Source organism: Rhodanobacter sp. Root179 (assembly GCF_001428465.1).
Lineage (GTDB): Bacteria > Pseudomonadota > Gammaproteobacteria > Xanthomonadales > Rhodanobacteraceae > Rhodanobacter.
Map to the genome: position 1 here is coordinate 1 of NZ_LMHR01000041.1, position 17,880 is coordinate 17,880.

The window sequence follows — 17,880 nt, forward strand, 5'->3', positions numbered from 1 at the left end:
CCCCGCTTGGCGCTTGCCGCCCATCCATGGGCGGCAAGTCCGTGAGCCGGGGCCGGGCTTTTCGACAGCACATCCATGTGCTGGCGAAAAGGAGTCGACTTCCTGTCGACTCCCGCTACGCGGCCTGTCGACCCCGACTCACCGCCGCACAGGGGCCCCGGGTAGAGCAGCGGACCATCGTGGCCCGCACTCGGTGCGCAACCGCTGCGCGGTTGCGAGAGCTGGCAAGTCTCGGCATGAAACGGTCACTCGAAAGTGAACTCTGACTCGAGCTTTGGTTGATGGATATGCATGTCGCCCCGCGCGGCCCGCGTGGCCAGATCGGTGCCTAAGTGAACCCGACCCCGTTTTTCGTGGCACCAACGATGCCAAGCGCCTGCTCGGCCCGGTGCCCGCAATACGCGAAGCCTTCATCGCGATTCAGGCGCATCTCTATCAGTAGTTGCAGCGGTATGCCGAACCATGGAGTAGGCGGAAGCAGGTCGAATCACATGTTCGCAGAGAAAGTTCACTCTGGCCCTTGAGGTTGGCTCAGTAACGCGGGCGGGGCTTTTTCGGCGGTGGACCGGGTTCGGTAAAGGCCATGCCCACGATGGCGGCATCGGCAATGATGGTTTCCAAAGCAGCCTTGCCCGCTTCGTTGACATAGAGCACCGCGGCGGCGGTCAGCGGGTCCTTGAACACGGCCGCGTCGACTGGCACCCGTTCCTCAATGAATGCTTCTTTCACGATCGAGCCGCTCGGACGCTTGGCCGAGCGAGCCTCGTCGATGCATGGGATGAGATTCGTCACGTTGTAGAACCAGCGCGATTCACCCGCGCAGTCCATCTCCAAGAACTGCCCGAAACGTGACAGGAAGGGCTCGAGCGCCGTCTTCGACTTGTCATTCATGACCAAGGCACCAGGCGTCAGCGCACTGACGTCCGCCAGCGGCCTGGGTTTCTTCTTTCCAGGTTCGACGAACACTTCGACCTTGGGCTTGCTTGACCAGGAGAGGTTGGCGCCAGTGGCGTCGAACATGCCCGACTCGACGTCCTTGTCGCTGGCAAAGACCAACGGAGCGAAGTCATTGACGGAGCCACTTTTGAGTTCCCATACCTTCACTTCCATCACCTCAGTAGTCGAATTCATCATTGAGGATGTCGTACCGGATGTCTTGCAGAGCCTTCCGGCCGTTTGCCTGGTTCGAAGGCTTCGCGAGGATCAGCCGCGAGGTCACTGCGAGGTGGTAGGCCGTCGTGTGAATGACTTCATGTGCTGTCGCCGCATCGAGACCTGGAACTACGGACGACCATTTCTTCGGAAGATAGACGCCGTTGTCCGCATCGTTGATGCCAATACCCCAACGAAACAGCAGTGTCCGCGAACGGCTCGCGCGTTTGTCGGCTGCGGCCACGATGTGATGCGCATCGGCTTCGGCATGCTTGGTGCTGCCGGTAGCCTTCGAGATGTTGCGAGCGAGTGTTCGCGAATGCCTCACCTTGCGGTTCGCGTCGGCACGGAGCTTCTTCGCCTTCGCCGGCAAGGTCACACCGTTTTCGTAGCGCACTCGGGCCAGACGTCGCTGCAGAAGAAGCTCGTTCCTGAGTTCGTACGCATTGGCGTGCGCGTCCGTCGGGACGATAAAGTTGGCTTCGACCGTCAGGTTGAGAATGTCTTCTGTCGTATCGGTCGGCGGCACGACGAGGTTCGGACTTCCTTTGCCCATGTTCTTCTTCCTGTATGCATCAGCCAATAAGCCAGGACGCTTCGTCGGAACAAGCGCACCAACCTGCATCAAGGTTAGTGCGTAATGCCCATCGGTGACAACGATCAACCGGCCGATGATGTAACGCGGTTAGTCGGGCCCAGCGCGCAACGTCAGCGCAACCCCAGCACCGCCCGCGCCCCGGCCCGAAAGCGCCGGCTCAGATCCAGCCGCGTCCCGTCATGCAGCACCACCTCCGCCCCACCCTTGAACATCGGATGCACCTCGCGAACCCGCGCCAGGTTGACCAAGGTGCCGCGGTGGATGCGCAGGAACTGGGCGGGGTCGAGTTGCGCCAGCACGTGGCGCAAGGTGTCACGGTGCAGGTAGCGGACGGGGCCGACGTGGATGTGCAGGTAGTTGCCGTCGGCGCGGATCCAGTCGATGTCGTCGACGGCGAGGACGCGGATGTGTTCGCCGTGGCGCACGCTGAGGCGTTGCGCGTAGCCCCCGGCGGCCGCGCTTTCGAGCGCCGGGCCGGCGGTGGCGTGCAGGCCTTGCCAGTGCTGGTTGACGCGCGCCATGGCCTGGTCGAAGCGGGCTTGTTCGATCGGCTTGAGCACGTAGTCCAGCGCCATCGCGTCGAACGCGCGCAGCGCGTGTTCGGCGAAGGCGGTGGCGAACACCACCAGCGGCAGGCGGTCGGGGGCGAGTTCGTCGAGCAGTTCGAAGCCGTCCATGCCGGGCATCTGGATGTCGAGGAACAGCAGGTCGGGACGCAGCACGCGCACGGCCTGCATCGCCTCGGCGGCGTTGCCGCATTCGCCGACGATTTCCACTTCGTCGTGGCTGGCCAGCGCCTGGCGCAGGGCGAGGCGCGCCAGCACTTCGTCGTCGACCAGCACGGTGCGCAGGCGCGGCGTGCTCATGCGGCGTGCTCGGTGTACGGCAGGCGCACTTCGGCGCGGGTGCCGCCGCCGGGAATCGCGCTGAGTTCGAGCTGCGCCGCGTCGCCGAACAGCATGCGCAGGCGCGAGCGCGTGTTGCCCAGGCCGATGCCTTCGGCCGTGCCCGCCGGTGGCAGGCCGAGGCCGTCGTCGTCCACGCGCAGCTGCAGGTGGTCGCCGTCGCGGCGGGTGGAAATGCGCAGGACGCCGGCGCCGGGCTTGTCCTGCAGGCCGTGGCGCAACGCGTTCTCCACCAGCGGTTGCAGGATCAGGTTCGGCACGGCCGCGGCCAGCGTGTCATCGTCCACGTCGAGCTCGGTGCTGAGCCGGTCCTGGAAACGCACTTGCTGGATGCCGAGGTAGCAGGCGAGGAATTCCAGCTCGCGCGACAGCGGCACCTGCGGCGCGTGGCGCTCTTCCAGGGTGAGCCGCAGGAAGTCGCTCAAGCGGGCGATCATCAGCCGCGCCTGCAGCGGGTCGGCCAGTGCCAGCGCGGAGATCGCGTTGAGCGTGTTGAACAGGAAGTGCGGCTGCAGCTGCATGCGCAGCGCCTGCAGTTGCGCCTGCGCCAGCTGGGTCTCCAGCTGCGTGCGGCGCAACCGCTCGTCGCGCAGGTGGCGGCGCGATTCCATCCCGCGCAACACCACCAGGATCACCCAGTAGGTGAGCACGGCCAGGTGGAAACTGTAGGCGAACTCCATGCGGATGTACGCGGCCAGCGTGTGCACCTCCATCCGCCCGGGGCCGCTGAGGTTCCAGAACAGCACCAGGTGGGCGAGCAGTTGCAGCAGCGCCACGCCCAGGCTGGCCGGCACCTGCGCGGCGAAGAAGCGGCGCCAGCTGTGCCCAGCGGTCTGCCGGCCCAGCCAGCCGACCAGCGGCACCAGCGCCATCCACAACCAGAAGTTGGAAAGGTTCCAGCTGAGCGCGCGCAGCCAGTTCGGCGGATAGCCTTCGCTGATCGATGACAGCCCGCCGCTCAGCGCATAGGACAGCGCCAGCCCGGTCCAGAAGGTGAGCGCCAGTGCGTGTTTCTTCCAGCGGGTGGACTCGTGCCTCATGCGATGCTCCCGCGCGTCAGTCGATGGGTGACACGTCAGGACGGCAGTGTGCCGCCGTGGCGCGGGATGGAACAGTGCTGGACGATCGACGCGTGCAGCGCGCCCTATCGCGCGTCGCGATGACAGCGGCATCGCCGCGGTGACCTGCGGGGTGCTGGTGCCGTGGAGTCGGCGGGATTCATCGTCCGCTGTCAGGCGCCGGATCATCAGCGAACCTCACCACCGTGTTGCTGCCGGGCCATTCGTGGTGCCGGACGATGTCGCCGTCGGCGGGACGCCACGGCTTGCCCAGTCGGGCGATGTCGTCGTAGCGGCCCAGCCGTTCGAACCTGCGGATTTCGAACGGCAGGCCTTCGCCGCCCAGCGGAGAGCTCGCGTCGGCGACGTGAAAGTGCAGGTGCGGGCCGGTGGATTCGCCGGAGAAGCCCAGCGCTGCGATGACCTGGCCCGTACGCACGCGCTCGCCCACGGCGACGCGGATGCTGCCCTTGCGCAGGTGCTCGTAGAACGCGTAGCGGCCGTCGGCAAGCTGCAGGGCCACGTAGTTGCCCGCATCGTCCTCCGGGGCGTGATGCGTGCGCTGCGAGATGCGCGACGGTTCGTCCATGCCGTCTCGCACCGCCGCCACGCGTGCATCCGCTACCGCCAGAACGTCGGCGCCGTGGCCGTACCATGCCTGCGCCAGGTCGGCGTCGCCGGTGGCGAAGCGGCCGTATTCGTCCAGCTTCACCCAGTCGATGGCGAAGCGGCCGGGCAGGCGGGCGTGGCCGTCGACGCGGTAGAACACGCGCCGGTGGCCGCGCGGCCAGTCCGCGTGGTGGATCGCGGCCCACGGCCCGCCGCGCAGCGGTGGCGCCAGCAGCGATGGTCTGGTCCGCGGCAATGCCAGTGGAGCGCCGCTGCTCCGAGATGTGCCGTGTGCCCCGGCAACGCGATAGCTCACGCGGTGACGGAGGGCATCGATGCCTTGGTGTCCCGGCAGGGAAACATCGATGAACAGCACCACCTGCTGGCCGGGCTCGATCATTGTTCCCGCGACTGGCAGCGAAGATTCCGGATCCGACGAGGGCGCTGGCACCGCGCCGAAGCGAGCGATGTGCTGATACAGCGTCTTGCCCGACAGTTTGGTGATGGGCCGTCCGTCGCGCCCGTCGCGCACGACAAATTCCTCGAGGGTGATGCGCTTGTCGGAGCGATTGGCCAGCAACACCTCATAGTCGAGCTGCCCATGACCTTCCACGCGCACCGGTGTGGGCGGTAGCGGAATCGTCAGGTCCAGCCCATCGCCAACCGTGGCGCCGTGTGCGCGGGAGGCGATGGCGCAGGCCGCGACCAGCACCAGGGCCAGCCAGGCCTTTGTCGCAAGGGTAGGTTTCATGGCTACGCTCGGTTCCTCGTCGTGACGCCGCCGCCGGAGTCGTGCAGGGTGACAGCGGCCGATGTCGTTGTCGCCGATACCGTGACGACCGGCGCCTTGGCGATGACAAGCGGTACGGCGGCGGTACGGGCGGCGTTCCGTGCAATGCCATGACCGCCGGGTGCCTCGTTTCATCCGCCTGTCACCGCATGGCGCGCCTTCGTCACCGCGATGATGCGGCAGATGCGCACGCGCCACACATTGGCCTGGCGGCATGTCGTCCGCGCAAAGAGGGTCGCAGCAATGCACAAACAACGCAGGTTTTCCGTGGCCGTGGCGTGTATCGCCGTGCTGGTGCTGGCCGTGAACTGGACCATTGCGGCGACCGTCGCCACCGCGACAGGCAGCGCAGAGGCAGAACATTCGAGGGCAGCGGTGATCGCGGTCGACCAGCACTGGCTGGAAGCCGAACTCGGTGGCGACACCGTCTGGCTCGATGGCCTGCTGTTGCCCGAGTACCGCTCGATCAGTGCCGACGGCTCGGTGCATGCGAAGGCCGCGATCATGGCGCACGCCGCCAGGAACCGCGGCAATGACGAGGAGCGGCGCAAGGTCGAGGCGTGGCTGAAGACGCACCCGTCGGGCCAGGACGTGGTGATCCACGGCGACACCGCGATCCTCACCTTCCACGACCCGAAGCAGGGCGCGGCCAGCGGTGTGCGTTCGTCCGACGTCTTCGTCTACGTGGACGGGCGCTGGCACGCGCTGTATTCCCAGCACAGCGCGGCTGCTGCCGGCTAGCGCAGGGAGTCTGCCCGCCGAAGATGGAAGCTGCTCACCGGTGGAATGCGTCGCCGTTCCATGCAGCGTAGAGGGCCGTTGCCCTCCGACTTCGGTGCTGCGCACCTGCGTGCCGGGCGAACGGCGGGACAAGCATCGAACCTCGGGCCTGCTCCGTTCGCGCAAGCAGGCCTACGCGGGAGTGGCCATGGATGGCCGCGGCAGCGAGAGCAGGCAAGTCGACGTGCCCGGCCTCACCAGGCGATGCGCTGGCGGTCGCGATAGAAGCCGCCGGTGAGTGGCGCGGGCAGGCAGGCGGCCCACACGATGCCTGCTGCGCCGTCGGCGACGGGGCGTCCGCCGGGGCCGCCCATGTCGGTGGCGATCCAGCCGGGACAGACTGCGTTGACCTGGATGCCGCTGCCGTCGAGTTCGCTCGCCAGCACGCGCGTGTACGCATTCAGCGCCGACTTGGAGACCCGATAGGCCGGGCAGTTGGCGCTGTCGGCGGTGCTGGCGCCGCAGCCGCTGGAGACGTTGACGATGCGGCCGTAACCGTGCCGGCGCATCAGCGGCAGCATCGCGCTGGACAGCCGCCAGCTGCCGAACAGATGGATGTCCATCGCGTCGCGCGCCGCGGCAATGTCGGCGGTGGCCGGCCGCACCGCGGGGTCATAGTGGGCCCCAGCGTTGTTGACCAGCACGTCCAGCCGGCCATAGGTGATCTCGATCCAGCGCGCCAGCGTGTCGATCTGATCCTGCTGGGTGACGTCGAGCTGCACCGCGACCACCTCGCCGGGTGCGCCGGCCAGCTTGCGCGCCGCATGCAGGCCCTTGTCGAGATCGCGCGCGCCCAGCAGCACGGTCATGCCGCGCTCGCTGAGCTGGCGCGCGACCTCGAAACCCAGGCCGCGATTGGCGCCGCTGACCAGCGCCACGCGGTAGACCGGCGTGGTCGCGGGCGCCGCCGGGGCGCGTCGGGCGGGCCGGCTCATGGGGCCGCGTCGCCCTTGGCCACGGCGCTGCACTGCTCGTCGCCGCAGGCCTGCCAGCCGCCGCCCAGCGACTTGTACAAGGCCACGGCGCGGGTGTTGATCGCCGCCTCGGCCTGGGCCAGGTCGTCTTCGGCGGCGAGCTCGGTGCGCTCGGCGTCGAGCAGTTCGAGGAAGCCGGTGGCGCCTTCCTGGTAGCGCACGCGGGCCAGGTCCGCGGCGCGCTTGCTCTGCGTGGCCTGCTCGATCAGGTGGTCGACGCGGATGCGCTGCTGGTTGAAACCGGTGACCGCGTTGTCGATGTCCTCGATCGCCTCCAGCACGCTGCGCTGGTAGTTCGCCTGTGCCGCATCGGCGCGCGCCTCGCTGGCGTGCAGGTTCGCGCGCACGCGCTGCACGTTGAGGCCTGACCAGCTGATGCTGGGCGCCAGTGACCACGCCCGCGTCGACGGGCTGCCGAAGTCATTGCTGCGCCCGGACAGGAAGCCGAGGAAGCCGCCCAGCGAGATGTGCGGGAAGAAATCCGCCTTGGCCACGCCGATCCGCGCGGTGGCGGCGGCGTATTCGCGTTCGGCCATCTGGACGTCCGGACGGCGCGACAGCACGTCGCCGGCGTCGCCGATCGGCAAGGTCGCGGCGATCGGCGTGAAGCTCTTCGGCGACACGTCGATGTCCAGCTCGCCCGGGCGCTCGCCCAGCAGCACGGCGAGGCGGTATTCGCTGGCGCTGGCCTGGGTCTGCAGCAGCGGCAGTTGCGCCTGCACCGCGCTGAGCCTGGCCTTGGCGCTGGCCACGTCCTGTTCCGCACCGGTGCCGACCTGCTGGCGCACCTCGGTGAGGTGCACGGTCTGGCGCTGGTTGTCGATGTCGCGGCGGGCGATGTCCAGCCGCAGCTGGCTGCCGCGCAGTTCGAAATAATTGCGCGCGACCTCGGCCAGCAGGCTGACCTGGGCATCGTGCAACGCGGCCTCGCTGGCGCCGAGATCGGCGCCGGCCGCTTCCACCGAGCGACGCACGCCGCCGAACAGGTCCAGCTCCCACGACGCGTCGAAGCCGGCCTGGCAGGTCGTGGTGGTGATGCGCTGGTCGCTGAAGCCCGGCTGCTGGCCGCGGCTGCGGGTGTAGTTCACGCCGGTGTCGATGCTCGGCAACCGGTCGGACTTGGCACCACTGAGCAGCGCCCGCGATTCATGCAGGCGTGCCACCGCGATGCGCAAGTCGAGGTTGTTCGCCGCCGCGCGCTGGATCAAGGCATCCAGCGTCGGGTCATTGAACTGCTTCCACCACGCGGCCTGGAACTGCGCGTTGCTTTCCTGGGCGGCGTCGAGGCCCTGCAGTTGCGGCGCAGCAATTTTCGCGGCGTGGTAGTCGGGACCCACGCTGGCACAGCCAGCGAGGATCAGGGCCGCGCTGAGCGCGGCGATCTTCAGCATCGTTTTCATCAGTGGTTCTCCAGCGCCGGCAGCGCATGCGCCGCGGCGCGTTCGGCCGCGCGCGCCTCGCGGCGTTCGACCAGGGCGCGAATCAATACGTAGAACAGCGGCGTGTAGATCAGCCCGAAGATGGTGACGCCCAGCATGCCGGCGAACACTGCCACGCCCATCGCGTGACGCATCTCGGCACCGGCGCCGTGCGAGGTGACCAGCGGCACCACGCCCATGATGAAGGCGAACGAGGTCATCAGGATCGGGCGCAGTCGCAGCTTGGCCGCTTCCAGCACCGCCTCGTGGCGGCTCATGCCTTCATGCTGGCGTTCGCGGGCGAACTCCACGATCAGGATCGCGTTCTTGCACGCCAGTCCGACCAGGACGATCAAGCCGATCTGGGTGAAGATGTTGTTGTCGCCACCGCTGAGCCACACGCCGGCGATCGCGGACAGCAGCACCATCGGCACGATCAGGATCACCGCCAGCGGCAGCGACCAGCTTTCGTACAGCGACGACAGCACCAGGAACACCAGCAGCACGCACAACGGGAATACCAGGATCGCGGTGTTGCCGGCCAGGATCTGCTGGTAGGTCAGCTCGGTCCACTCGAAGCTGACGCCGTTCGGCAGGTTGTCCTTCGCCAGTTTTTCCATCGCCGCCTGCGCCTGGCCCGAGCTGAAGCCCGGCGCCGGGCCGCCGTTGATCTCGGCGGTGGCGTAGCCGTTGTAATGCTGCACGCGGTCCGGGCCGGCGCCCTGCTGCACGGTGACGAACGAACCCAGCGGCACCATCTGGCCCTGCGCGTTGCGCGTCTTCAGCTGCAGGATGTCCTGCGGCGTGTGGCGGAACGCCGGGTCGGCCGACACATTGACCTGGTAGGTGCGGCCGAAGCGGTTGAAGTCGTTGACGTAGAGCGAGCCCATGTACGCCTGCATCGTCTGGTACACGTCGCCAAGGTTCACGCCTTCGGCCTTGGCCTTCTCGCGGTTCACGTCGGCGTCCACCTGGGGCACGCTGACCTGGAAGCTGGAGAACAGCCCGGCCAGTGCCGGATCCTTGCGGCTGGCGGCGATCAGGTTCTGGGTCTGCTTGTACAGCTCGTCGAAGCCGCGGTCGCTGCGATCCTCGATCTGCAGGCGGAAGCCGCCGATCGTGCCCAGCCCCATCACCGGCGGCGGCGGGAACACGGCGATGTACGCGTCCTGGATCGAGGCGAACTTCTGGTTCAGCGCGCCGGCGATCGCACCGGCCGACAGCGAAGCGTCGCGGCGTTCCTCGAACGGCTTCAGCGTGACGAACACGATGCCGGAGTTGGTCGAGTTGGTGAAGCCGTTGATCGACAGGCCGGGGAAGGCCACGGCATGTTCGACGCCCGGCTGCTTCAGCGCGATCGCGCCCATCCGCTGGATCACGTCCTCGGAGCGGTCCAGCGAAGCCGCGTCGGGCAGCTGCGCGAACGCCACCAGGTACTGCTTGTCCTGGCCCGGCACGAAACCGGTCGGCACGTGCGAGAAGCCGAACCAGGTCAGCGCGATCAGGCCGGCGTAGATCACCAGGGCCAGCTTGCCCTTGCCGACGATGCGCTTGACGCCGCCCACGTAGCGCTCCGAACCGCGATGGAAGATGCGGTTGAACGGACGGAACAGCCAGCCGAAGGCGCGGTCGATGCCGAGGGTGAGGCGATCCTTGGGCGCGTCGTGGCCCTTCAGCAGCACGGCGGCCAGCGCCGGGCTCAGGGTCAGCGAGTTGAACGCGGAGATCACCGTGGAGATCGCGATGGTCAGCGCGAACTGGCGATAGAACTGGCCGGTCAGGCCGCTGACGAAGGCGGTCGGGATGAACACCGCGCACAGTACCAGGGCGGTGGCCACGATCGGCCCGGTGACCTCGTGCATCGCCTTGCGCGTCGCGTTGCGCGGTGTTTCGCCCAGTTCGATATGCCGCTCGACGTTCTCCACCACCACGATCGCGTCATCGACCACGATGCCGATTGCCAATACCAGTCCGAACAGACTCAGCGCGTTGAGCGAGAAGCCGGCCAGGTACATCACCGCGAACGTGCCGATCAGCGACACCGGCACCGCCACCAGCGGGATGATCGAGGCGCGCCAGGTCTGCAGGAACAGGATCACCACCAGCACCACCAGCAGGATCGCTTCCAGCAGCGTGTGCGCCACCGCCTCGATCGAGCCGCGCACGAACACGGTCGGGTCATAGACGATCGAGTAATCCACTCCCTGCGGGAACTCTTTCTTCAGCTGCGCCATGGTGGTGCGCACTTCGTCGGAGATCTGGATCGCGTTCGAGCCGGGCCGCGCGAAGATCGGCAGCGCCACCGCGGGCTTGTTGTCGAGCAGGCTGCGCAGCGCGTAGTTGTTCGAGCCCAGGTCGATCTTCGCCACGTCGCTCAGATGGGTGACGCCACCGTTCGCGTCGGTGCGCACGATGATGTTGCGGAAGTCGTCCTCGCTGACCAGCCGGCCGCGCGTGTTGATGTTGAGCTGGAACGCGGAGTTGGACGGACCGGGCGGCGCATTCAGCGCACCGGCGGCGACCTGCACGTTCTGCTCGCGGATCGCGTTGATCACGTCACCGGTGGTGAGCGAGCGCTGCGCCAGCTTCTGCGGGTCCAGCCACACGCGCATCGAGTATTCGCCGGCGCCGAAGATCTGCACGTCGCCGACGCCGTCGAGCCGGCCCAGCACGTCCTTCACGTGCAGGCGCGCGTAGTTCGACAGGTACAGCATGTCGTAACGCTGGTCGGGCGAGGTGAGATGCACCACCATCGTGAGGTCGGGCGAACTCTTCTGCGTGGTCACGCCGAGTCGCTGCACTTCCTCCGGCAGCTTCGGCAGCGCCTGCGCCACGCGGTTCTGCACGTCGACCTGGGCGGTGTTGAGGTCGGTGCCCAGCGCGAACGTCACGGTCAGGGTGAGCGCGCCGTCACTGGTCGCCTGCGAGGAGGTGTACAGCATGCCCTCCACGCCGTTGATCTGTTCCTCCAGCGGCGTGGCGACGGTTTCGGCGATCACCTTGGGGTTCGCGCCGGGATAGGCGGCACGCACCACCACGGTGGGCGGCACCACTTCGGGGTACTCGCTGATCGGCAGCTGGAACACCGCGATGGAGCCGGTGATCACGAACAGCAACGACAGCACGGCGGCCATGATCGGCCGGTCGACGAAGAATTGGGCGATGTTTTTCATGCAAAGAGTCCTCGACGAAGCCGTTTCGCGGCTTCGGTCTTCTTTTGCTCCTCCCCCTGCGCAGCAGGGGGAGGTGGGGAGGGGGTAACGCTTTTGCTCTTGGCTTCTTGGCTGGCTGGAGGGCTTCACCCCTCCCCAACCCTCCCCTGCTGCACGTCCCGCAAGGGGACTTCCTTCGGTCGCAGGGGAGGGAGCGCGTCGTCAGCCTTGCGGTCGTTTCGGCGCAGCCGCGGCGGCCAGCTCCACGTCCTGTTTCGGTGCGGTGGCGCCACGCTCGACCAGCGCCTTGTCCGCCGCTTCCAGCCGGTAGCTCATCGCCACCTTCTGCGGATTGACCTCGACGCCGGGGCGCACGCGCTGCAAGCCGTTGACCACCACCAGGTCGCTCGGCTGCACGCCGCTGTCGATCACGCGCAGGCCGTGGAACAAGGCACCGGTGTCCACCTTGCGGTATTGCACCTTGTGCTCCTTGTCGACCACGTAGACGAACTGGTTGCCGAGGTCGGTGCCGATGGCGCGGTCATCCACCAGCACGCGCGACTTCGCCTGGCCGCTCTGCAGCTGCACGCGGGCGTACAGGCCGGGCGTGTACAGGCCGTCGGCGTTGTCGAACACCGCGCGCAGGCGCATCGTGCCGGAGCCGGTGTGCAGCTGGTTGTCGACGAAGTCCAAGCGACCCTCATGCGGGTAACCGGATTCGTCGGCCAGGCCCATCGCCGCCTCGATCCGCGCGTTGTGGCCGGCCTGCTTCGCGTCGGCGCGCAGGTGGTCGAGCTTCAGCCAGGTCTGCTCGTCGACGTCGAAGTAGACATAGACCGGGTTTACCGAGACCACGCTGGTCAGCACGTCGTTGCTGGTGACCAGGTTGCCGGGAGTGACGCGGGCGTTGCTGACGCGGCCGTCGATCGGCGAGCGCACCTTGGTGAAGTCCAGGTTCAGCCGCGCCGCGGCCAGGGCGGCGGTGGCCGCACCGAGCTGGGCCCGCGCGCTTTGCGCGGTGGTGTCCTGACGATCGGCTTCCTGCTTCGCGATCGCGTGCTGGGCCAGCAGCATTTCGGCGCGGCGCTGGTTGGTCTGCGCCAGGTTCAGTTCGGCCTTCGCCTGCGCCTGGTTGGCGACCAGCCGGTCGACCTCGGCCTGGTACGGGCGGGCGTCGAGCTGGAACAGCACGTCGCCCTTGTGCACCAGCGCGCCTTCCTGGAAGTGCACCGACTCGACGAAGCCGCCGACCCGCGGCTGCACCTGCACCGTGTTGACTGCTTCCAGCCGGCCGGTGAAGTCGGCGCTGTCACTGACCTTGCGGGTCAGCGCCTGGGCCACGGTGACTTCGGGCGGCGGACCGCCGGCGGGGGTCTGCGCCTGGCTGTCGGTGCCGTGCAGCAGCACCCAGCTGCCCAGCACGGTGACGGCGATCAGGGGGACCAGCATCCATTGTTTTTTCATCTTGCGCTCCCAACACCTTGGTTGCCGGGCAGGGGTTCCCGGCGAGGGTCGAGAGAATAGGTGTACTTTCCGGTATAGAAAACCCGGTTCTTGCGCATTACACTCGTGCGTCCCAGTCACGAATCGACGAGGAATTGAAGCAATGGAAGACTTTTCCGCCATATCGACCTTCGTCCGCGTGGTCGAGGCCAAGAGTTTCGCCGCCGCCGCCAGCCAGCTGGGCATGACCCCTTCCGGCGTCAGCCGGGCGGTTTCCCGGCTGGAAACCCAGCTCGGCGCGCGGTTGTTGTTCCGCTCCACTCGATCTCTGCGTCTGACCGACGATGGAGCCTCGTTCCATGCACGTTGCAAGGAGATCCTCGCCGACCTGTCCGAGGCTACCGAGGCGCTGGGGCATGCGCGCAGCCATCCGGTGGGCAAGTTGCGGGTCGCCACGCATTCGGCGATTGGCCGTGCCGCGCTGATCCCGAACCTGGCCGAGTTCGAGCAGCGCTACCCGGACATCCGGCTCGAACTGGCGATGTGCGACTACCACTTCGACCTCAACGAGGAAGGCTACGACTGCGCGATCCGCATGGGCGAGCTGGCCGATTCCAACCTGATTGCGCGCAAGCTCGGCTATTTCAACAACGTGCTGTGCGCCTCGCCCGCGTACCTGCGCAAGTACGGCGCGCCGCAGAACATCGAGGAGCTCAAGCAGCATCGCTGCATCAACTACGTCTATCCGAGCAGCGGCAAGCCGTACCAGTGGCAGTTCGACACGCCGGGCGGACGGGTTGCGCTGGACATCGACGCGCACATGCTGATCAACGACGGCGAGTCGGTGATCCAGGCCGCCGTGGCCGGGCTCGGCATCATCCAGATCCCGCACTGCCTGGCGGCCAGTGCGCTGGCCAAGGGTCAGCTGGAGATCGTCATGGCCGACACGATCTCGACCGGCTCGCCGGTGTGGATCGTCTACCCGCAGAAGCGTCATCTTTCCGCGCGGGTGCAGGCGTTCATCGGCTGGATCAGCGAGCTGTTCGAACGAACCAGCAAGCCGCAATGCCAGCTCGCCGGGTTGCCGGGGAAGCTGTCGCGGGTGCAGCCGCGTGAGCGCGAGACGCTGGCGATCAGCGAAAGGGCGGCCTGAGGCCAGCGACTTCCCGGCCTGCGACGTCGGCCAGGTTGCCGTCCATGGCGAAGTTGTCCATGTGCAAAAATCCGCGCATCCGATGGATGCGCGGACTCCGGTGCGGGCTTACCAGCTGAAGCCGACGCCAGCCGACGCGCTGTGTTCGCTGCCCGCGATGGCACCGGCAAAGGAGACACTGGCGCGGTTGCCGATCGCGCGGCGATAGCCCACCGCGATCGCCTGCTGGCCACCTTGCATGCCGACACCGACGCCCAGATTGTTGGCGCCGCCCAGGCCGGACGTATTCGCCGCCAGTCCGGCGTACGCCGCGCCGGTGGCACCGATCCGGTCGATCCGACGATCCTGCTGGCGGAAGCGCTGGTCGACCTGGTTGCGCAGGTTGTCGAGGTCCGCGCCCATGGTGGCAAAGCGCTGGTCGGTATAGGCGTTGGCGGCGCTCAGCGTCTGCTTGTTGACCTCACTGACGTAGCTCTTCGCCGCTTCAATGGCGATCTGCGACTGTTCCTCGACGTAGCTGTGCATCTCGTCAACCGACCCGCCGCCGCTGCCGGCCGGGCCCTCCGGGCCGGTATCGCCGGTATCGCCCTTGTCTCCCTTTGGCCCGTTCGCACCATCGGTACCGGCGAGACCATCGATGCCATCCTTGCCGTCGATGCCATCGTTACCGTCGACACCATCCTTGCCATCGGCGCCAGCCAGGCCATCAGTGCCGTCCTTGCCGTCGACACCGTCCTTGCCATCGGCGCCGGCCAGGCCATCAGCGCCGTCCTTGCCGTCGACACCGTCCTTGCCATCAGCGCCAGCCAGGCCATCAGCGCCGTCCTTGCCATCGACACCGTCCTTGCCATCAGCGCCGGCCAGGCCATCAGCGCCGTCCTTGCCGTCGACACCGTCCTTGCCATCGGCGCCGGCCAGTCCATCGGCGCCATCCTTGCCATCAATCCCGTTGATGCCGTCAACACCATCGACACCGTTCACGCCATCCTTGCCGTCGATGCCATCCCGGCCGTCCTTGCCGTCCGCACCGGCGGCACCGGTGTCACCCTTCGGGCCGGGGATGCCGACACCGCTGGCGACCTTGCTGTAGAGATCGGTGAGCTTGCCGTCGACGGCGGCGAAGGCGGCGCCAACATCGCTGTAGTTGCTGCCCTGGATTCCATAGCTCGGCATGGTGAACACCCCGCCCGCATAGCTGGCGCCGCCACCCAGCGCATTGGCAAACGGATACAGCTGCGACAGGTTCACCGCGTCGGTGTCCATGCTGCCGGCCAGCACGTTGACGATCTGCCGCTCGTTGCCGGCCGAACCGACCGAGACCGTGTTGGCGCGATCGGCGATCGAGCCGGCACCCAGGGCGACCGCGTTGTCGACGCTGGCGCGCGCATCGCTGCCGATGGCGGTGGACTGGTCGCCGCTGGCCATGCTGGAAGCACCCAGCGCCAGCGAGCGCTCGCCCAGCGCCAGCGGACCGCCCCAGATCAGCGCGTTGACCACGGCGTTGCGTTGCTCCGGCGTCACCGTAACGCCGTCGATGCTGATCAGGTAGCTGTACAGGTCGTAGACGTTGCTCGGGTCGTAAGCCGGGTCGACCTCGACCGCCATGCCGCCGATCGAGGTCAGCCGACCCACGCCGTCGTACACGAATTGACGATTGCCCACCGAGGTCAGCCGGTGCGAGAAGTCCGTGGTGCTCGGCACATACGTGCCGCCGCCGCCCACCGCGGTGGCACCGTTGCCGACCGCTGCGCCACCGCTGCCCGCGGCGACGCTGTCCGCGCCCAGCGCCACGTTGCCCCAGCCCAGTGCGCTGGCGTGTTCGCCGTTGCCCTGGTTGCCGTGCCCGATGGCCACGGCGTACTCGCCGCTGGTGCTGTTGAATGAGCCGATGGCGTTGCTGTAGAGGGCATTGGTGTTGTTGTTGTCGCCGATGGCATTGCTCTGGCGGCTGTGGGTCTGGTTGCTGTCGCCGATGGCGTTGCTGAAGTCATCCCAGGTGCGGTTGTTCGATCCGAACGCGTTGCTGCCATAGCCGCCGGCAAGGTTGAGCAGGCCGACCGCGTTGCTGGACTCGTCGGCACGGTTGCCGGTACCCAGCGCACTGGCGCTCCCGCCTCTGACCTGGTTGCCGGAGCCGATGGCGTTGCTGTTGTAAGCCACGCTGTCGGTGCGGTTGCCGGTGCCAATCGCATTGCTGTACGAGCCTGACGCGTAGTTGGTGTTGCCCATCGCCACGCTGCCGTCGCCGTAGGTGTTGCTGTCGAAGCCGACGGCGACGCTGTTCTCCGTGGTGGCGCTGGCTTGCACGCCGATGGCGGTGGCGTTGAGCGCTATGGCGCGTACGTGATTGCCGAGGGCCACCGCGTTTTCGCCGCTGGCGGTACTGCTGATGCCGAACGCCGCCCCGAAGTCTGCGGAAACATGTACACCGTTGCCGACGGCCACGGCCGTGTTGCCAACGCTGTAGGTCATCTCCGAATAGACGTCGGTGAACCCATCGCCGTCCAGATCCACGTCCCTGGCATACGCGCCATCGCCATCGGCATCGAACCAGCCGCCGATGGCGAGGCTCTTGTCGCTAGCGGCATAGCTGTTGAAACCCATGGCTGTGCTGTTCTGGCCGTCGGTCAAGTTGGAGTAGCCCACGGCGCTGCTGAAATTACCATGGGCGGAGTTATGCGAGCCGATGGCACTGCTGGATTCGTCATAAGCGAAGGAAAAGGAGCCAATCGCATTGCTGTTGGTGCCGTTGGCGGTATTCGATGCACCTATGGCGCTGGCATATTCGCCCTTGACGGTGTTCCCGACACCCAGGGCGGTGCTGAGTTCGCCGGAAGCCTTGTTGAGGACGCCAAAGCTGATCGCATACCTGCCCGAAGCACGATTGCCAAGACCGATGGCAACGGCCCGATCGCCATCGGCGTTGGTCATCTCCGAACTGGATTCATTGATGCCATCGAGGTCCAGATCCAGGTCGAGGCTGTAGGTGTCGTCGCCGAACAGATCTGCCCAGCCGCCGATGGCGATGCTGTAATCGCCGAAAGCGCCGCTCTGGAAACCCAAGGCCGTGCTGCCTTCACCACGGGCTTTGTTGTTGTAGCCGAAGACATTGCTGGATGTGCCCAGAGCGATGCTGCCAACGCCGAATACGCTGCTGTGGTCACCGCCAGCGCGCACGCCCAGGCCAACGGCCACGGCCTCATCACCGTCAGCGTGGGTCATTTCCGAGCTGGAATTGAAGAAGCCGTCCTGGTCCAGATCCTGGTTGTTGAAATGATTTCCATCCGAGTTGCGATCGAACCATCCACCCATGGACAGGCTGTGCTTGCCAAAGGCCGTGCCATACGAACCGAACACACTGCTGTAGTCGCCGCGGGCCCGGTTGTAGGTGCCGACCGCTGCGCTGAACTGCCCGCTGGCCTCGTTTCCATTGCCGATGCCCGTGCTGCGCGTACCGGATGCCTCGTTGTTGCTTCCCACCCCGGTGGAATAATTCCCCATCGCCTCATTGAAGTAGCCGACTGCCGTGCCGTAGTTGCCGATGGCCTGATTCAGGGCGCCCATCGCCGTGCTGTATTCGCCACTGGCATTGTTCGCAACACCGTATGCGCTGGAGGAGCCCCAGCAAGTGGTGTTGTCCGAGCCGGTTTCGGTGCCACTGCTGGTGCCTTTGGGCAAGCCGAACGGGGGGCTGACCATCGGCGTGCCATCCGGATTGACGCATGCCGCATCGGCGGCAAGTGCGCCCAGCGGCGTGCCCAGCAACAGCAACAGGCTCAGGACCAATGGGTGGCGCAGCAGTTGGCGGGTATGGCGAATTTTGTGGCTCTTCATGGAATCCCCCTTGA

12 protein-coding genes are annotated in these 17,880 nt (G+C 66.8%); 2 read left to right on the forward strand and 10 right to left on the reverse strand.

Translation table 11 applies throughout. From position 1 onward, the window contains the following. Positions 1 to 531: 531 nt before the first annotated feature. The 5 genes from ASD82_RS02185 to ASD82_RS02205 form a co-directional block, all read right to left on the reverse strand. Positions 532 to 1,131, reverse strand: coding sequence for a hypothetical protein (locus ASD82_RS02185; protein WP_235580612.1), 600 nt, complete (start codon positions 1,129 to 1,131; stop codon positions 532 to 534). Then, complete coding sequence (locus ASD82_RS02190) at positions 1,115 to 1,708, reverse strand: AHH domain-containing protein (protein ID WP_056714810.1); 594 nt, start codon at positions 1,706 to 1,708, stop codon at positions 1,115 to 1,117. The genes ASD82_RS02185 and ASD82_RS02190 overlap by 17 nt, the downstream gene beginning before the upstream one ends. Positions 1,709 to 1,860: 152 nt before the next feature. Next, entirely contained in the window at positions 1,861 to 2,616 is a 756-nt protein-coding gene (locus ASD82_RS02195) for a response regulator (protein ID WP_056714813.1), read from the reverse strand. Continuing rightward, positions 2,613 to 3,695 (reverse strand): histidine kinase, encoded by a 1,083-nt coding sequence (locus ASD82_RS02200; RefSeq protein ID WP_056714815.1) that lies wholly within the window; start codon positions 3,693 to 3,695, stop codon positions 2,613 to 2,615. The genes ASD82_RS02195 and ASD82_RS02200 overlap by 4 nt, the downstream gene beginning before the upstream one ends. Positions 3,696 to 3,873: 178 nt before the next feature. Then, the gene (locus ASD82_RS02205) at positions 3,874 to 5,073 is read right to left on the reverse strand and encodes a M23 family metallopeptidase (protein WP_162253806.1); all 1,200 of its coding nucleotides are present in this window, start codon (positions 5,071 to 5,073) and stop codon (positions 3,874 to 3,876) included. Between the two features lie 282 nt (positions 5,074 to 5,355). On the opposite strand from ASD82_RS02205, the gene ASD82_RS02210 reads away from it, so the two are divergent. Continuing rightward, positions 5,356 to 5,853, forward strand: a complete 498-nt coding sequence (locus ASD82_RS02210; protein WP_235580613.1) for a DUF4440 domain-containing protein — start codon at positions 5,356 to 5,358, stop codon at positions 5,851 to 5,853. A gap of 233 nt (positions 5,854 to 6,086) precedes the next feature. Here ASD82_RS02210 and ASD82_RS02215 read toward each other — a convergent pair whose 3' ends face one another. From ASD82_RS02215 to ASD82_RS02230, 4 genes are all read right to left on the reverse strand, one after another. Next, positions 6,087 to 6,827 carry an SDR family oxidoreductase gene (locus ASD82_RS02215; protein ID WP_056714822.1) on the reverse strand — a complete coding sequence of 247 codons (741 nt, stop codon included), beginning with the start codon at positions 6,825 to 6,827 and terminating at the stop codon, positions 6,087 to 6,089. Beyond that, positions 6,824 to 8,266, reverse strand: a complete 1,443-nt coding sequence (locus ASD82_RS02220) for a TolC family protein (RefSeq protein WP_056714824.1) — start codon at positions 8,264 to 8,266, stop codon at positions 6,824 to 6,826. Before ASD82_RS02220 ends, ASD82_RS02215 begins: the two co-directional genes overlap by 4 nt. Further along, the gene (locus ASD82_RS02225; protein ID WP_056714825.1) at positions 8,266 to 11,457 is read right to left on the reverse strand and encodes an efflux RND transporter permease subunit; all 3,192 of its coding nucleotides are present in this window, start codon (positions 11,455 to 11,457) and stop codon (positions 8,266 to 8,268) included. The genes ASD82_RS02220 and ASD82_RS02225 overlap by 1 nt, the downstream gene beginning before the upstream one ends. Before the next feature lie 201 nt (positions 11,458 to 11,658). Next, positions 11,659 to 12,900 carry an efflux RND transporter periplasmic adaptor subunit gene (locus ASD82_RS02230; protein WP_235580614.1) on the reverse strand — a complete coding sequence of 414 codons (1,242 nt, stop codon included), beginning with the start codon at positions 12,898 to 12,900 and terminating at the stop codon, positions 11,659 to 11,661. 142 nt (positions 12,901 to 13,042) lie between these two features. Here ASD82_RS02230 and ASD82_RS02235 point away from each other — a divergent pair, with 142 nt between their 5' ends. Continuing rightward, positions 13,043 to 14,032: a LysR family transcriptional regulator gene (locus ASD82_RS02235; protein WP_056714829.1), complete on the forward strand. Its 990-nt coding sequence runs from the start codon at positions 13,043 to 13,045 to the stop codon at positions 14,030 to 14,032. Positions 14,033 to 14,140: 108 nt separating this feature from the next. Here ASD82_RS02235 and ASD82_RS18185 read toward each other — a convergent pair whose 3' ends face one another. Beyond that, the gene (locus tag ASD82_RS18185; protein ID WP_056714833.1) at positions 14,141 to 17,866 is read right to left on the reverse strand and encodes a YadA-like family protein; all 3,726 of its coding nucleotides are present in this window, start codon (positions 17,864 to 17,866) and stop codon (positions 14,141 to 14,143) included. Positions 17,867 to 17,880 lie beyond the last annotated feature (14 nt).

Coding starts and splice junctions, on each gene's coding strand:
- ASD82_RS02200 (WP_056714815.1), bottom strand. CDS start 3,695: ATGAGGCACGAGTCCACCCGCTGGAAGAAACACGCACTGGCGCTCACC.
- ASD82_RS02230 (WP_235580614.1), bottom strand. CDS start 12,900: ATGAAAAAACAATGGATGCTGGTCCCCCTGATCGCCGTCACCGTGCTG.
- ASD82_RS02210 (WP_235580613.1), top strand. CDS start 5,356: ATGCACAAACAACGCAGGTTTTCCGTGGCCGTGGCGTGTATCGCCGTG.
- ASD82_RS02235 (WP_056714829.1), top strand. CDS start 13,043: ATGGAAGACTTTTCCGCCATATCGACCTTCGTCCGCGTGGTCGAGGCC.
- ASD82_RS02215 (WP_056714822.1), bottom strand. CDS start 6,827: ATGAGCCGGCCCGCCCGACGCGCCCCGGCGGCGCCCGCGACCACGCCG.
- ASD82_RS02220 (WP_056714824.1), bottom strand. CDS start 8,266: ATGAAAACGATGCTGAAGATCGCCGCGCTCAGCGCGGCCCTGATCCTC.
- ASD82_RS02195 (WP_056714813.1), bottom strand. CDS start 2,616: ATGAGCACGCCGCGCCTGCGCACCGTGCTGGTCGACGACGAAGTGCTG.
- ASD82_RS02205 (WP_162253806.1), bottom strand. CDS start 5,073: ATGAAACCTACCCTTGCGACAAAGGCCTGGCTGGCCCTGGTGCTGGTC.
- ASD82_RS02225 (WP_056714825.1), bottom strand. CDS start 11,457: ATGAAAAACATCGCCCAATTCTTCGTCGACCGGCCGATCATGGCCGCC.
- ASD82_RS02190 (WP_056714810.1), bottom strand. CDS start 1,708: ATGGGCAAAGGAAGTCCGAACCTCGTCGTGCCGCCGACCGATACGACA.
- ASD82_RS02185 (WP_235580612.1), bottom strand. CDS start 1,131: ATGAATTCGACTACTGAGGTGATGGAAGTGAAGGTATGGGAACTCAAA.
- ASD82_RS18185 (WP_056714833.1), bottom strand. CDS start 17,866: ATGAAGAGCCACAAAATTCGCCATACCCGCCAACTGCTGCGCCACCCA.